The sequence below is a fragment of the Qipengyuania xiamenensis genome (assembly GCF_019711495.1).
GTDB lineage: Bacteria > Pseudomonadota > Alphaproteobacteria > Sphingomonadales > Sphingomonadaceae > Qipengyuania > Qipengyuania xiamenensis.
In genome coordinates, this window is record NZ_JAIGNM010000002.1 from 413,442 (window position 1) to 426,218 (window position 12,777).

17 protein-coding genes and 1 other RNA gene are annotated in these 12,777 nt (G+C 62.9%); 9 read left to right on the forward strand and 9 right to left on the reverse strand.

The window, feature by feature from the left end:
• The first annotated feature begins 107 nt into the window (after positions 1-107).
• Together K3165_RS10175 and K3165_RS10180 are read left to right on the forward strand one after the other, a co-directional pair.
• Entirely contained in the window at positions 108-581 is a 474-nt protein-coding gene (locus tag K3165_RS10175; RefSeq protein WP_282098683.1) for a DUF805 domain-containing protein, read from the forward strand.
• 59 nt (positions 582-640) lie between these two features.
• Complete coding sequence (locus tag K3165_RS10180; protein ID WP_221548770.1) at positions 641-1,135, forward strand: DUF805 domain-containing protein; 495 nt, start codon at positions 641-643, stop codon at positions 1,133-1,135.
• Here the strand turns inward: K3165_RS10180 and K3165_RS10185 are convergent.
• The gene (locus K3165_RS10185) at positions 1,132-3,639 is read right to left on the reverse strand and encodes an ABC transporter permease (protein WP_221548771.1); all 2,508 of its coding nucleotides are present in this window, start codon (positions 3,637-3,639) and stop codon (positions 1,132-1,134) included. The genes K3165_RS10180 and K3165_RS10185 overlap by 4 nt on opposite strands.
• Positions 3,636-4,325, reverse strand: a complete 690-nt coding sequence (locus tag K3165_RS10190) for an ABC transporter ATP-binding protein (RefSeq protein ID WP_221548772.1) — start codon at positions 4,323-4,325, stop codon at positions 3,636-3,638. The genes K3165_RS10185 and K3165_RS10190 overlap by 4 nt, the downstream gene beginning before the upstream one ends.
• Positions 4,326-4,372: 47 nt before the next feature.
• On the opposite strand from K3165_RS10190, the gene K3165_RS10195 reads away from it, so the two are divergent.
• Positions 4,373-5,074: an arylesterase gene (locus tag K3165_RS10195; protein ID WP_221548773.1), complete on the forward strand. Its 702-nt coding sequence runs from the start codon at positions 4,373-4,375 to the stop codon at positions 5,072-5,074.
• On the opposite strand, the gene recF is transcribed toward K3165_RS10195, so the two are convergent.
• Positions 5,071-6,150 carry a DNA replication/repair protein RecF gene (gene recF, locus K3165_RS10200; protein ID WP_221548774.1) on the reverse strand — a complete coding sequence of 360 codons (1,080 nt, stop codon included), beginning with the start codon at positions 6,148-6,150 and terminating at the stop codon, positions 5,071-5,073. The two genes, K3165_RS10195 and recF, sit on opposite strands and share 4 nt — an antisense overlap.
• 230 nt (positions 6,151-6,380) lie before the next feature.
• On the opposite strand from recF, the gene K3165_RS10205 reads away from it, so the two are divergent.
• Genes K3165_RS10205 through K3165_RS10215 form a run of 3 tightly spaced genes read left to right on the forward strand, consistent with a single transcriptional unit; the run spans position 6,381 to position 6,875 of the window.
• The gene (locus K3165_RS10205) at positions 6,381-6,500 is read left to right on the forward strand and encodes a recombination protein F (protein WP_221430649.1); all 120 of its coding nucleotides are present in this window, start codon (positions 6,381-6,383) and stop codon (positions 6,498-6,500) included.
• Positions 6,501-6,540: 40 nt separating this feature from the next.
• Entirely contained in the window at positions 6,541-6,660 is a 120-nt protein-coding gene (locus tag K3165_RS10210) for a recombination protein F (RefSeq protein ID WP_221548775.1), read from the forward strand.
• Positions 6,657-6,875, forward strand: coding sequence for a PspC domain-containing protein (locus tag K3165_RS10215; RefSeq protein WP_221548776.1), 219 nt, complete (start codon positions 6,657-6,659; stop codon positions 6,873-6,875). Before K3165_RS10210 ends, K3165_RS10215 begins: the two co-directional genes overlap by 4 nt.
• A gap of 93 nt (positions 6,876-6,968) precedes the next feature.
• On the opposite strand, the gene K3165_RS10220 is transcribed toward K3165_RS10215, so the two are convergent.
• Genes K3165_RS10220 through K3165_RS10240 form a run of 5 tightly spaced genes read right to left on the reverse strand, consistent with a single transcriptional unit; the run spans position 6,969 to position 10,468 of the window.
• Positions 6,969-7,763 (reverse strand): SDR family oxidoreductase, encoded by a 795-nt coding sequence (locus K3165_RS10220; protein ID WP_221548777.1) that lies wholly within the window; start codon positions 7,761-7,763, stop codon positions 6,969-6,971.
• A 2-nt stretch (positions 7,764-7,765) separates the two neighbouring features.
• On the reverse strand, positions 7,766-8,311 hold the full coding sequence (locus tag K3165_RS10225; protein ID WP_221548778.1) for an NUDIX hydrolase: 546 nt from the start codon (positions 8,309-8,311) through the stop codon (positions 7,766-7,768).
• Positions 8,312-8,315: 4 nt separating this feature from the next.
• Positions 8,316-8,990 (reverse strand): TPM domain-containing protein, encoded by a 675-nt coding sequence (locus tag K3165_RS10230; protein WP_221548779.1) that lies wholly within the window; start codon positions 8,988-8,990, stop codon positions 8,316-8,318.
• Complete coding sequence (locus K3165_RS10235) at positions 8,991-9,833, reverse strand: TPM domain-containing protein (RefSeq protein ID WP_221548780.1); 843 nt, start codon at positions 9,831-9,833, stop codon at positions 8,991-8,993.
• A 20-nt stretch (positions 9,834-9,853) separates the two neighbouring features.
• Positions 9,854-10,468: a LemA family protein gene (locus tag K3165_RS10240; protein ID WP_221548781.1), complete on the reverse strand. Its 615-nt coding sequence runs from the start codon at positions 10,466-10,468 to the stop codon at positions 9,854-9,856.
• Positions 10,469-10,604: 136 nt separating this feature from the next.
• Here K3165_RS10240 and mscL point away from each other — a divergent pair, with 136 nt between their 5' ends.
• From mscL to K3165_RS10255, 3 genes are all read left to right on the forward strand, one after another.
• Positions 10,605-11,075 (forward strand): large conductance mechanosensitive channel protein MscL, encoded by a 471-nt coding sequence (mscL, locus tag K3165_RS10245; protein WP_221548782.1) that lies wholly within the window; start codon positions 10,605-10,607, stop codon positions 11,073-11,075.
• Positions 11,076-11,107: 32 nt separating this feature from the next.
• Positions 11,108-11,452: a transfer-messenger RNA gene (gene ssrA / locus K3165_RS10250) on the forward strand.
• Positions 11,453-11,706: 254 nt separating this feature from the next.
• Positions 11,707-12,387, forward strand: a complete 681-nt coding sequence (locus K3165_RS10255; RefSeq protein ID WP_221548783.1) for a CPBP family intramembrane glutamic endopeptidase — start codon at positions 11,707-11,709, stop codon at positions 12,385-12,387.
• 11 nt (positions 12,388-12,398) lie between these two features.
• Here K3165_RS10255 and K3165_RS10260 read toward each other — a convergent pair whose 3' ends face one another.
• Positions 12,399-12,662 (reverse strand): hypothetical protein, encoded by a 264-nt coding sequence (locus tag K3165_RS10260; protein WP_221548784.1) that lies wholly within the window; start codon positions 12,660-12,662, stop codon positions 12,399-12,401.
• Positions 12,663-12,777: the final 115 nt, after the last annotated feature.

A 12,777-nucleotide genomic window follows, 5' to 3' on the forward strand; every position in this document is an offset into this window, starting at 1 on the left:
AACGGGGAAGGGGGCTTTCGGGCCCCCTTTTCTTTCGCGAGTAGAACAAGTTATTTACTTATTGCCGTCTAGAAAACCCTTCTGCTGGAGGGTTGCAGATGGAATACATGTTCAGGCCGTACGCGCGTTACTTTGATTTTCGCGGGAGATCGTGTCGTAGCGAATACTGGATGTATACGCTGTTCCTGGTTTCGGTTTCGCTTGTTCTTCTGATCCTCAGCGGAGCGTTCGATGTGTTCCTGCTCGAAGATCCCTATGCGGGCGCAGACCTGGAAGACGTCGGCATGCTGGGGCTCGTCTGGCTCGTCTTCATGCTATTTTCCCTGATCCCGAGCCTCGCTGTGACCGTCCGCAGGTTTCACGACATCGGAATGTCGGGCTGGGCCTATGTGGGGCTGGCATTGTTCTCGTTGGTCCCGTTGATCGGCCTGCTCGGCAGTCTCGCTATCTTCGTCATTACAGTCCTGCCCAGCAAGGAAGGGGACAATCAGTGGGGCGAAAATCCGCGTGGATTCGGGGATTCCTACCATTCCAACATGCGTGACGACTATCGCACCGGCGGGGGTGTGCGCTACCGATAGGGCGCGCGCTGCGATCGCATTGCCAGTGCGCGGTGTGAATTGCGTCCGGAGCCTCTGAAATGACCAATTGGCTGACTGTGCCGGTCAAGCGCATGACCGATTTCAAGGGCCGTTCGCGGCGGCGCGAGTTCTGGATATTCTCGTTTGCGCTGTTGGCGTTCTGGGTGGCGTTCTTCCTTGCAGCCGACGCGCTGTTCCCGCTGCCGGAAGGGGTGCCGGGCGAGGCGCCACTCGACGATGTCCCGCCGATCAGCGTAGGCGCGAACAGGATGGTGGTGTGGCTCGGACTTCCGCTGCTGCTCTTCTTCGGCTGGGTGCACCTCGCCCTGTCGATCAGGCGACTGCATGACACCGGACGTTCCGGCTGGTGGTATCTGGTGATCCTTATCCCGTGGCTCGGGACGATCTGGCTGTTTGTCTGGTTCCTCCAGGACAGCCAGCCTTTCGATACGATCTTCGGACCGGACCCCAAGGGCCGCGTCGAAGTGCCGCCCAAGCCGGATCGCGAGTTCGACTACGTCCCGCTACCTGCCGCGCCGGTCCGGCGCGACTAGAGCGCGCGCAAGGCCTGTGCGGGCTTGGCGCGCAGCAGGGGCAGCGAACCGCCGATCGCGAAGGCAAGGACCACGAAAAGGCCGAGGCCGAGGACGGCGAAGACTTCCATCCAGTCGGGCAGCCAGTCGAATTCGAAAAGCTGTGTCACCACCAGCCACGCAGTCAGCGTGCCAAGGCCCAGCGCAACTATGGCCAGAGCGCCTGCGAGCAAGGCGTATTCCGCCAGCTGCATCTTGAGCACCTGTCCGCGATCCGCACCGAGGACCCGCAGCACCACCGTGTCGTATGTGCGCGAGGCGCGTGCGGCCGCAATCGCGCCTAGCAACACGGCAAGCCCGGCGAGAACCGCAACACTGGCGGCAGCGAGCGTCGCCAAGCCGACCTGCTCTAGGATCGTGCGCGCCTGCTGGAGCACGCCTCCAACTTCGATGACCGATGTCGACTGGAAATTGCGAACGAGCGCCTGCAGGAGCGGGCCGGTGGGCGTGCCCTCCGTCAGTTCAATGGTGGCGGCAAGGTTGTGCGGCGTATCGCGCAGGGCATTGGGGCTGAGCACGAACACATAGTTGAAGCCCATGCTCTCCCAGTCGATCGTGCGCGTGCTGGCGATCCGGGCCTCGATCTCTGCGCCCAAGACGCCGAAGACCAGCTTGTCGCCCACTTCGAGACCTGCGGCGGAGGCGAAATCATCCTCGACGCTGACGAGGTATTCGCCTTCATGCATCGGTCCCCACCATTCACCGTCGACCAGCTCGTCGCCCTCGGGAAGGGTGTCGGCATAGGTCAGGCCGCGTTCGCCGCGCAGCGCCCATGCACCATCGGGGATTTCCTCGAGGCTGGCGGTGCGGGTCAGGTCGCCTTCGGGGCCGAATGCGAGAACCGATCCGCGCAGTGCGGCGACCGCAGTCACCTGTGCACCGGCATCAGTTTCCGTCACGAGATCGCGGAATTCCGCCTCGCGTTCACGGGGCACGTCGAGCACGAAGTAATCGGGCGCGCGTTCGGGGACGCGCTTCTCGATATTGCCGTCGATCGAACTCTGGATGGCAGCGAGCAGCACGAAGGCGGCAAGCCCGAAGCCGAGCGCGGTCACCAGTGCACCGGTGCTCGAGCCGGGGCGATGGATATTGGCAATCGCCGCGCGGGCGATCGGGCTCTTGGGACGCGGAAGTGAAGCCGCGGTCTTGCGGATGCCCCAGCCGAGCAGTGCGAGCAGGCCGAATACGACGGCTGCACCGGCGAGGAAACCGCCAGCCAGCATCGGGCGGCTCGATGTGACGAGCGCCAGTCCCACGATTGCAGCAAGGCCGAGCAGGACTACGCCGATGGCGGCCTTGTCGCGGACAAGCGGCGCGACGCGGGCGCGCATCAGGGCCATGGCGGGGAAATTGCGCGCTCTCATCAGCGGTGGCGCGGCGAAGACCAGCGCGACCAGCAGGCCATATGCCGCCGCGAGCAGCAGTGCGCCCGGATCGATCACGAAGCCCGCATTGACAGGCAGGAGTCCTTCCAGCGCCTGCGCCAGGATCGGCACGACGGCGACACCGACTGCAAGGCCCGCGATGCTGCCGACCGCCGCTGCAGCGAAGATCTGCAAGGCGTAGATGCGGGCAATGTCCTTGGAGGTCGCGCCGAGGATCTTGAGTGTCGCCACCGACTGGCGACGTGCATCGAGATAGGACGACACACCGCCGCCGATGCCTATCCCGGCGATGACGAGTGCTGCGAGACCCACGAGGGTCAGGAATTCGCTCATTCGTTCGACGAAGCGGTCGGTGCCCGGTGCCGCGCGTTCTGCCGTGTCGATGTCGAAACCGGCTTCGGGGAAGCGGTTCTCGAGGTCTTCCTCGATCTCTTCGAGGTTGCGCGGCGTGGACAGCGCGACGCGGGTCTTGCTCTGGTACATCGCGCCGGGAGCCAGCAGGCCCGCGCGCTTGGGGAGGTCTTCGGCAACGATGATCGTCGGGCCGAGCTGGAAACCCTCGCCAAGGCGATCGGGCTCGTCTGCGATGATCCCCGCCACCGTCAGCGTCTCCGTGCCGATGGCGATGCTATCGCCAGCACCCACGCCAAGCCGGTCGGCCGCGCCGGGGGCGATATAGGCCTCGTTGCCGGTCGGGGCAGGCGCCTCGCCCCTGCGTTCGAGCATAAGCGTGCCGTAGAGCGGGTAGGCGGCGTCTACGGCCTTGAGTTCGATGGGCGCTGCGACGTCATCTTTGCGCGCCATCGCCTGCATTCGCGTTCCGGCCGAAACCGTTCCCAGTTCTTCGAGCGCGCCGCGCTCTTCCTCGTTCAGCGAGCGCTGCCACAACTCGATCTGCACGTCGCCGCCAAGGAAGGCCTGGCCGTTGGCTGCAAGCTCACGCTCGATTGCCGCAGTGAGCGAACCGATCGCGGCCAGCGCTGCTGTGCCGAGGAAAATGCATACGAGAAGGAGGCGCAGCCCCTTGAAGCGCGCATTAAGATCGCGCCGTGCAATGCGCCAGGCGGTGCCCCAGCTCATGCGGCCGTGTCGCTCGCGATCTTGCCGTCGCCCAGCGTCAGCACGCGCTCGCAATGTTCGGCAAGCTCAGGGTCATGCGTGATGACCAGCAGCGTCGCGCCGGTTTCCTCGCGGCGGTTGAACAGGAGCTCGACGATCTCGTGACCGGTCGCAGCATCGAGGTTGCCGGTCGGTTCGTCGGCGAAGATCAGGTCGGGGCGGGGCGCAATGGCGCGGGCGATGGCGACGCGCTGCTGCTCGCCGCCGGAAAGCTGCTGCGGATAGTGGTCGAGGCGGTGGCCGAGGCCAACGGCCTCCAGCTCGACCTTCGCGCGTTCATGCGCGTCGGTTTCGCCTGCCAGTTCCATCGGTGTTGCCACGTTTTCGAGCGCGGTCATGGTCGGCAGGAGGTGGAATGCCTGCAGCACGATGCCGATCCGGCCCCGTCGGGCGCGGGCGAGGGCATCTTCGTCCATGGTGGCGAAATCGGCACCCGCTACGCTCAGCGTGCCGGATGTGGCACGTTCCAGTCCGGACAGTACCGCCATGAGCGAGCTCTTGCCCGACCCGGACGGGCCGAGCAGGGCGACGGTCTCGCCCTTGCCGATGGTGAGGTCGAGCCCTTTCAGGATTTCCACCGGTGCTTCGGGGGAGCCGAGGGTGAGGCGCAGATCGCGCGCGCAAATCGCATCTTGAGAAGTCGTCACGCGGCTGCGATGGCAGATGGACCACCTCCGCACAAGGAAGCTCGCCGATGCGCCTTAGTAGTTTGTCGATACCTCTTTTCGCCCTGACACTGGCCGCTTGCGGCAGCGAGGTGGACGAGGCTCCGCCGCAGGCCGAAGCGACGACAGCCAGCGAGGCTCCGGAAGAGATCGTCGTCGAAGGCGAAGAGCGCCGCATTGTCGCATTCGGAGACAGCCTTTTCGCAGGATACAATCTGGCAGAACACGAAGGCTATCCGGAACGGCTGCAGCGTGCGCTCAGGCAGGCGGGCATCAATGCCACGGTGGTCGATGCCGGCGTATCGGGCGACACAAGCTCCGGCGGGCTGGAGCGGATCGGGTTCCTGCTCGACCAGCAGCCGGTAAAGCCGGATCTGTTCATCCTCGAACTTGGCGGGAACGACATGCTGCGCGGCATTCAGCCCGAAGCTACCCGCACGAACTTCGAAGGCATGCTCGCCGAATTGCAGAGCCGCGGCATTCCGGTACTCGTGATGGGAATGCGCGCGCCGCCGAACTACGGGCCGGAATACCAGCAACAGTTCGATGCGCTCTATGGCGAGCTCGCCCGCGAATATGAAGCGCAGCTGGTGCCTTTCTGGCTCAAGAGCATCTACCAGTCGCCAGAACTGTTCCAGTCGGACCGCATCCACCCGACGGCCGAGGGTATCGACCTGCTGGTGGCCGATACTATCGACGACGTGCAGGCGGCTTTGCCCGACGCAGGTTAAATCCGTTCGACGCTGCCGCCGGTCACGCGCCAGACCGCGGCTTCATTGGAAATGCTGTCGAAGGGGGCCAGCTCGGTCCCCGTCATCCAGACCTGCGCGCCGCTCGCAGCAAGCTGGTCGAACAGCGCGGCGCGGCGCACCGGATCGAGATGTGCGGCGACCTCGTCGAGCAGCAGGACGCCGCTGCGCCCCTGTGCCGCGAGCGCCGCGTGTGCGAGCGTGATGGCGACCAGCATGGCCTTCTGTTCACCGGTCGAGCTCTGGGCGGCAGGCACGCGCTTGGCCGCGTGAACCACTTCCAGCTCGTCGCGGTGCGGGCCTGAGAGGGTGCGCTGCGCCGCGCGGTCCCTTGCACGCCCGTCGAAGAGAGCCTGCGACAAGGATTCGGCACTGTCGGTGCCGCCGGGCGCATAGGTCAGGGCGGGGCGGGCGAAGGGCTCGCTCGGCATATGGGCGATGCGGCTCATCAGCGTATCGACCAACATCGCGCGACCGGCGATCAGCCTTCCGCCGTGTTCGACCATCTGCGCTTCGATCGCGTCGAGCCAGGCGCTTTCGGGTGCCCGGTCGTCTGCCAGCAGGCGGTTGCGCTCGCGCAGCGCGGCTTCATAGCGCGAGGCATAGGCGGCATGCGCCGGATCGAGTGCCAGCGCCATGCGGTCCATGAACCTGCGCCGATCGGCAGCAGGGCCGGTGAAGAGGCCGTCCATTGCCGGGGTGAGCCATGTCAGGGCGAGCCATTCGCCTAAACCCGTCGCGCTGCCTTCCGCGCCATTGATGCGTACGCGCCGACGGGCCGGGTGATCGCTTTCGGTATAGGTGCCGAGCCGGATCGCCTCTCCGTCCTCCTGCCTGAGGTCCGCGCCGATGGTGAAGCCGGTGTCCGCATCATGCTGGACCATGTCGGCCAGCGCTGCCCGCCGCAGCCCGCGCCCGGGGGCCAGCAGCGAAAGCGCCTCGAGCACATTGGTCTTTCCCGCGCCATTCTCCCCGACAAGCAGGTTGAAGCGCGAGGTGCCTCCCAGTTCGGTGACCTCGTGATTGCGGAAACGGGTGAGGGAAATGCGGTCGAGCATGGGGTCTGCGAGCCCTAGCGCGGGGCTCTGCTCCCCGCCACCGGAAAGCGAAATCCAAAAGTTGGGAATTTTCGCCAACCTTTCGGTTTCATTAACAAGAGCCGTCCCGTCGGTTCAGTTAAGAATGGCTGAATTCCGCCGTTTTTCAATTTTGGCACGGTGGTTGCAATGCTTGGGGTGTCCACCGGATGGTCCGGTGAACGATCAAGATAATTCAGGGATACAGACAAATGTTCGCTTTCGACGCTTCCAACAACAAGGCCCTCGCATCGGTCTTCGCTTTCGCTGCCTCGGCCATCATGATGGCAATGGCAATCGTCCCCGCTAGCCCGGCCGGCCTCATCGCCTAAGCCCTTAGCGCCCACACTCAATTCACTAGGAAAAGGATCTATGTTCGACCTCGAAAAATATGGCAGCAAGCTTTTCGCAGCAGCCTTCTCGCTTACCATCTCGGCAGCCTTCTTCGCAGCTGCTATCGTCCCCGCATCGCCCAATGGAGTACTGGCATGAACGACCTGAAATTCCGCGATGACAATGCCGTCAGCCCGAGCAAGTCTTTCCGGCTCGACCGCACCAACGGCAAGCTGATGGGCGTTTGCGCCGGCATTGGCCGCTACTTCGGGATCGACACCACGCTGGTTCGCGTCGGCTTCGTCCTGGGTACGCTGCTCGGCTTCGGCAGCTTCATCCTCATCTACCTGGCGATCGGACTGATCGCAGACTGAGTTCGATCCTTCCGCAACATCCCGGACAGACGGTCCGGGATCGGGCGAGAAGGGTCGGACTTCGCATTGGCAGGCACGAAGCCCGCCAATTCCTCACATGGCCGAGATACCGCCGTCGAGCTTCAGCTCCGCACCGGTCATGAACTTGCTCTCGTCACTGGCGAGATAAACCACCGCATTGGCGATATCGTCCGGTTCGCCGACTTTCTTGAGCGGGATCTGACGGGCGAGCTTCTCCATCAGCACATCCTTGTCGATATTGTGATTGATCGCCGTCCCGTCGAGGATCGGCGTATCGACGAATGTCGGGTGTACCGAGTTGCAGCGGATATCCATGCGGTTCTTCGCACAATGCAGCGCGATCGATTTCGACAGCATCCACACCGCGGCCTTGCTGGCATTGTAGGCGGGCATGGTGTCGCTGGCGATCAGGCCGGCGATGCTCGAGATGTTGATGATCGATCCGGGCGCATGTTCGCGCATCAGAGGCAGCGCCTTCTGGCAGCCGTGGAAGATGGAATCGACATTGACCGAGAAGCAGCGCTGCCAGTCCTCGAACTTGCAGGTCTCGATATTGCCGCCGACACCGATACCGGCATTGTTGACCAGTACGTTGAGACCGCCGAGTTCCCTTTCGGCGACATCGACCACGCGCTCCCACGCATCGGGATCGGTCACATCGTGCTGGACGCCGACGGCATGACCGGCACCCATTTCCTCGACGATACGGGCTGCTGTCGCCTCGGCGCCGTCCCCGTTGATATCGGTGCACAGCACTTTCGCACCTTCTTCGGCGAGCCTGCGGGCATGGGCCGCGCCCAGTCCCTGTGCTGCACCGGTAACCAGCGCCAGCTTACCCTTGCAGCGTCCGTTTGCCTTGGCTGCCATCGTCACTCTCCCTCGATAAATCCTTGTCCCAGGAGCGTGAGCATACGCACGTCGATGCCGCAACCTTCTTGGCGCTTGGCGGCAATAAATTCGGTCAGGCCCGAGCGTGCGACGCGGTGCACGGTGATGTTTTCACCTTCGACCCCGCCACCTTCGCCGACCTTGGTCAGACCGCGTGCACGAACGAAGGTGAAGCTTTCACTGACCATGCCGGGCGAGGAATAGAAGGTACCCAGATTCTCAAGAGTGGCGGCGCGGTAGCCCGTTTCCTCCTTGAGCTCGCGGCCGGCGGCGGCAAGTGGATCCTCGTCCTCGGCGCCGTCATCATCTCCGATCAGACCCGCCGGCAGCTCGAGACAGTTCATCTCCAGCGGCACCCGGTATTGCTCGACGAGCAGGACGTGATCCTCCTCATCCACCGCGAGGATGACGGCAGCGCGAATGCCGCGGCTGCGCGAGACATATTCCCAGCGTCCGCGTTTCTTCGCTGTGACGAACCTACCCTGCCAGACGATTTCCTCCGGCGCGTCGTGGTCAGCAATACTCATGGGGTCAAACCTCGATCAGTCGGTCGGGCAATTCGTTCTGGTCGTCGGCATCGCGCGGGAAGTGTTCGGCAAGGACGATGCCGACATCGCGCACACCTGCAGCAAGGCCTTCCGCCACGCAGCCCTTGGAAACCTCTGCCAGCATGTCGACCATCGCCTCGCCCCAGACTTCTGCAGGGACCTGCGTGGCAATGGCATCGTCCGCGACGATTTCGGCGCGGTGCTCGCGCATCGAAAGGTAGAGCAGCACGCCGGTACGCCCGTGGGTGCGGCGTTCCGCGCCGACTTTGAAGTGCTTGATAGCCGCATCGCGCACGCGCTGTGCGGTTACCGGCGAGGGGATCATGCGGAACTTGAGCGGCTGCCAGAGCTGCACGGCGAGCACGAGAAGCAGGGCGCCTAGCCCTGCACCGAGCACGAAAGTGAGGACCTGGCCGCGCGTCCATTCGCTGGACCATCCGCCCATGAGGCTGTCGAGCCAGTCGAGGACCGGTTGCGGGAAGGCGGCGAGCAGGCTCATCACGGTAAAGCTGATGCCAAGCGCCCACCACAGGGCGACATCGGTATACCCGTCCGACCTGTCGGCCAGCACGGTGACGATCTCGCCGCTCGTCTGCTGTTCGGCAGCGGCGACTGCTTCGGTCACGATCCGGTGCTGCTTTTCGTCCAGATAACCCATTTACCAGCCCCCCGAGGCGCCGCCGCCTCCAAAACTTCCGCCGCCTCCGGAAAAGCCTCCGCCTCCGCCGAAGCCGCCTCCCCCGAAGCCGCCGCCGCCCCAGCCCCCGCCGCGATCGTCGAGGCCGCGGGCAATGGCCTTGCCAGCTTCCCACAGGATGATGTCGCGGGCCGTATCGCCCCACGGGCCGCGGCGATAGCGACGCCGCCTGCGTCCGCCGCCGCGCAATATCGGCAGGATGAAGAAAAAGAAGATGAAGGCGAACCAGATCAGGCCACCAAGCGGTACGCCGCCCGAACTTTCGCGCTTTTCAGTCGTTCGCTCGGCATTCTGAGCGATCTGCGCAGCCTCTTCGGGAGGGAGTTCCAGCTGCTTGATGATTTCGTCGGCACCCCAGCTGATCCCGCCGGAGAAGTCCCCGTCGCGGAAATAGGGCTTCATCCCTTCGACATATTCGAAGGCGAGACCGTCGGGGATGATACCCTCCAGCCCGTATCCGACCTCCACGCGCATTTGGCGTTCGTTGGGTGCCACGAGCAGGATAATGCCGTCATCGTTTTCCGCATCGCCCAGCTGCCAGTAGCGGCCCAGCTGGTATCCGTATTCGGCGATGTCATAGCCCTGGAGGCTTTCCACCGTCGCAATCACGAACTGGCGCTGGCTGCGCTCCTCGAACTCGTCGAGCTTGCGGGTCAGTTCCGCCTCGGTGGCATCGTCGATGATATTCGCCTGGTCGAGAACCGGCGCGGTCCCGCGCTCGGGAAAGCTCGGCTGAGCGGCGGCAGGCACGGCGAGGCCGAGCGCTACCGCCACGATCACCAGGAGGCGTCTTAGATTATCCATGATCGCGCTACCCGCGCAGATCAGTTGGTTTCACTGCGCATATCGAGTTCGGGAGCCACTTCCGCGCCTTCCGATACGGCTTCGTAGGGCACCAGCGGCTCGGCGCCGTGGATGATGTTTGCGCCGATCGTTTCAGGGAAGGTGCGAATGCGGGTGTTATAGTCGCGAACCGCTTCGTTGTAGTCGCGGATGGCGACCGCGATGCGGTTTTCCGTACCCTCGAGCTGGGTCATGAAACGGCCGAAGTTTTCCTGGCTGCGCAGTTCGGGATAGCGTTCGACCGAGACGAGCAGGCGGCTCAGCGCGCCGCCGAGATTGTTCTGCGCCTGCTGGTACTGCTGCATCTTGGAAGCATCGGTGAGGTCGTCGCCTTCGAGCTTGATTTCCGGGCGCGTTGCCGAAGCGCGCGCCTCGATCACTTCGTTCAGCGTCTGTCGTTCCTGTTCGGCAGAGGACATGACGATCTGTTCGAGGTTCGGGATCAGGTTCGCACGGCGCTGGAATTGTGCTTCCACGTCGGCCCAGCGCGCCTTGGCGGTTTCCTCTGCCCTGGGCACCGAATTGATGCCGCAGGCGGAAAGGGCGAGGGCAAAAGCGCCCAGCATGGCGGTGCGAAAGGCGATGATACGATTCATGTCGGCATTCCCCTTGAAAACTGTCTTAGCGAGATAGGACGCTTACCTGTTGCTTTCAAGCGAGGCGGGCTTGAGGGCACAGGTTTGTCATGTCAGTAATGCATCACCGACAAACGGGTTGCTGGAGGGACTGCTGATGCTGAAAGATTTCAAGGAATTCATCGCCAAGGGCAATGTCATCGACCTCGCGGTCGCTGTGATCATTGCCAGTGCCTTCGGGGTAATTGTCGCCTCGTTGACCGACGAGATCATCATGCCGATCGTCGGCACGATCTTCGGCGGCGCCGATTTCTCGAACTATTTCGTCCTCTTGAGCACGCCCGAAGGCTACGAAGGCTCGCTGACGGACTATGCCGCACTGAAGGAGGCCGGCGCTGCGATGATCGGCTACGGAGCTTTCATCACCGCGATCGTCAACTTCGTGATCCTGGCCTTTATCATCTTCCTGCTGGTGCGTTACGCCAAGAAGGTGATGGCGGAATTCGAGGAGAAGAAAGAGGAAGCGGCACCGGCCGGTCCGACCGAGCTCGACCTGCTCAAGGAAATCCGCGACGAACTTCGCGCCGCGCGCCCCGACTACGCGCCCGACAAGGGCCCGATGGGCTGACGGATTACCCCTCTCTCGACCGGGAGAGGGGTACACTTCACATTAAGCGTTTCATCGCTATATGGAGCTTGCCGGTTTCGACCGGATATGGCGATAAATTGCGCTGTGTAATAGGTACAACGGACCCGGGGGCAGTACCCGGCGGCTCCACCATAACCCGCGGTAATACTGCGGTTTTTGACGGGGCCGAACTAGGATCGACGTGTGCTGAAAGACAGTGTTTTCGCCCGGGCTGAGTAACCCGTAAAACTGTTCACAACACACAAGTGCCAACGATAACGAAGCACTCGCTCTCGCAGCGTAATCTGACGGCCTAACGGCCTGATCTTACAAAGCTAAAGCGCGGTTGGACCCACCGGGCAACAGAAGCGGATTCCGGGGCTCCGGGGGTAGCTAGCAACAGAAACCCCCACCTTCCTTCCATTCAGACGACCACCTTCGCCAAGGCGGAACGGTTCTCAGCCCTGCAGCACGAGATGCGTGGGGCGCTGGCGCCAAGAATTTACCGTTTATCGATAAGATATGTCGTCGGTCATGTCCGACGAGGTAATCCGGCCCTTGGTCCATCGGCATGTGGAAGCATGGCCCGGCTTCGCTAGGGTTCATGTGCCTTCAGTTGCTGGGAATGACCTTGGACACCAATACTACAACACGTCGCTGGCGCGCCTTCGCCGATCTCCTGATCGTCGTCGGCGTCCTGGTCGGCGTCAAACAGCTCCTGCTTCCCGTGACGATGCTGTTCGCTGGCCCGGCCTCGACCTTCAGCGCGATGATCGTGGCCACATGGTTGCTTCGCAGAAGCAGATCGTCGTGGAGCGAGCTTGGCCTCCAGATGCCGGAGAACTGGCTGCGGACGATCTGGCACACGGCGCTGGTCTTCGTAGCCCTGCTCGCAGCGGCCGGAAGCTTTCAGGCGCTCGCCAACCTCTTCTTCGAAGACATTGGCACCAGCGGTAGGTTCGACTTCGTGGAAGGAAACTTGCCGGGTTACCTGATGATGCTCGCATTGGTGTGGACGCACGGGTCCTTCTTCGAGGAATTGCTGTTTCGCGCGTTCATTATCACCAGACTCGATCTGGGTTTCGGCCAGACGCGGTTCTCAGGCTATCTCGCGGTCCTGCTTGCGGCAGTATTCTTCGGCTACCGGCACTACTATTATCAGGGACTGCACGGTGCGGTCGTCACCGGAGGGATCGGGCTGGTCTTCGGGCTGATTTACCTGAAAGCCGGAAAGAGAAGCATCCTGCCGCTGGCACTGGCGCATGGGGCGATGAATTCGACCGCGCAGACGATCCGCTTCCTGGGCGGCTGACGCCGGCTGCTTTAATCCTGCGCCTTGTCTTCGCTGCCGGTGGATTCGGCGATTTCACGCGCTTCCTGCTCGTAGCGGATCGCGTCGAGGATTTTCGCCCCGCCAAGGAAGACCGCGCCGGCCGTGGCCGCCATCAGCAGATATCCGCCGAAACCGGGATATTGAACGGTGTAGTCGGCACCGCGAGTCATTGCGCCAAGGGCAAGGGCGTAGATGATCAGATACGCTTCGAAGCGCGTCTTGATCACGAACAGCCTTTTGACCTTCTTCCACATGGTGTGGCGCTTGCTCCTTTCTTAACCTCTTGAACTGCAATGAGCGTGCCAGTGACACGTTCCTGCCGAGTCGCGTGGTTAATCCAGAGACGAGTGTAAAAACCCTCGACGAAGA

Bases quoted from the DNA above. Each gene is read 5' to 3' on its own strand.
- K3165_RS10175 (WP_282098683.1), top strand. From the start codon at position 108: ATGTTCAGGCCGTACGCGCGTTACTTTGATTTTCGCGGGAGATCGTGT.
- K3165_RS10180 (WP_221548770.1), top strand. From the start codon at position 641: ATGACCAATTGGCTGACTGTGCCGGTCAAGCGCATGACCGATTTCAAG.
- K3165_RS10185 (WP_221548771.1), bottom strand. From the start codon at position 3,639: ATGAGCTGGGGCACCGCCTGGCGCATTGCACGGCGCGATCTTAATGCG.
- K3165_RS10195 (WP_221548773.1), top strand. From the start codon at position 4,373: ATGCGCCTTAGTAGTTTGTCGATACCTCTTTTCGCCCTGACACTGGCC.
- recF (WP_221548774.1), bottom strand. From the start codon at position 6,150: ATGCTCGACCGCATTTCCCTCACCCGTTTCCGCAATCACGAGGTCACC.
- K3165_RS10205 (WP_221430649.1), top strand. From the start codon at position 6,381: ATGTTCGCTTTCGACGCTTCCAACAACAAGGCCCTCGCATCGGTCTTC.
- K3165_RS10210 (WP_221548775.1), top strand. From the start codon at position 6,541: ATGTTCGACCTCGAAAAATATGGCAGCAAGCTTTTCGCAGCAGCCTTC.
- K3165_RS10215 (WP_221548776.1), top strand. From the start codon at position 6,657: ATGAACGACCTGAAATTCCGCGATGACAATGCCGTCAGCCCGAGCAAG.
- K3165_RS10220 (WP_221548777.1), bottom strand. From the start codon at position 7,763: ATGGCAGCCAAGGCAAACGGACGCTGCAAGGGTAAGCTGGCGCTGGTT.
- K3165_RS10225 (WP_221548778.1), bottom strand. From the start codon at position 8,311: ATGAGTATTGCTGACCACGACGCGCCGGAGGAAATCGTCTGGCAGGGT.
- K3165_RS10230 (WP_221548779.1), bottom strand. From the start codon at position 8,990: ATGGGTTATCTGGACGAAAAGCAGCACCGGATCGTGACCGAAGCAGTC.
- K3165_RS10235 (WP_221548780.1), bottom strand. From the start codon at position 9,833: ATGGATAATCTAAGACGCCTCCTGGTGATCGTGGCGGTAGCGCTCGGC.
- K3165_RS10240 (WP_221548781.1), bottom strand. From the start codon at position 10,468: ATGAATCGTATCATCGCCTTTCGCACCGCCATGCTGGGCGCTTTTGCC.
- mscL (WP_221548782.1), top strand. From the start codon at position 10,605: ATGCTGAAAGATTTCAAGGAATTCATCGCCAAGGGCAATGTCATCGAC.
- K3165_RS10260 (WP_221548784.1), bottom strand. From the start codon at position 12,662: ATGTGGAAGAAGGTCAAAAGGCTGTTCGTGATCAAGACGCGCTTCGAA.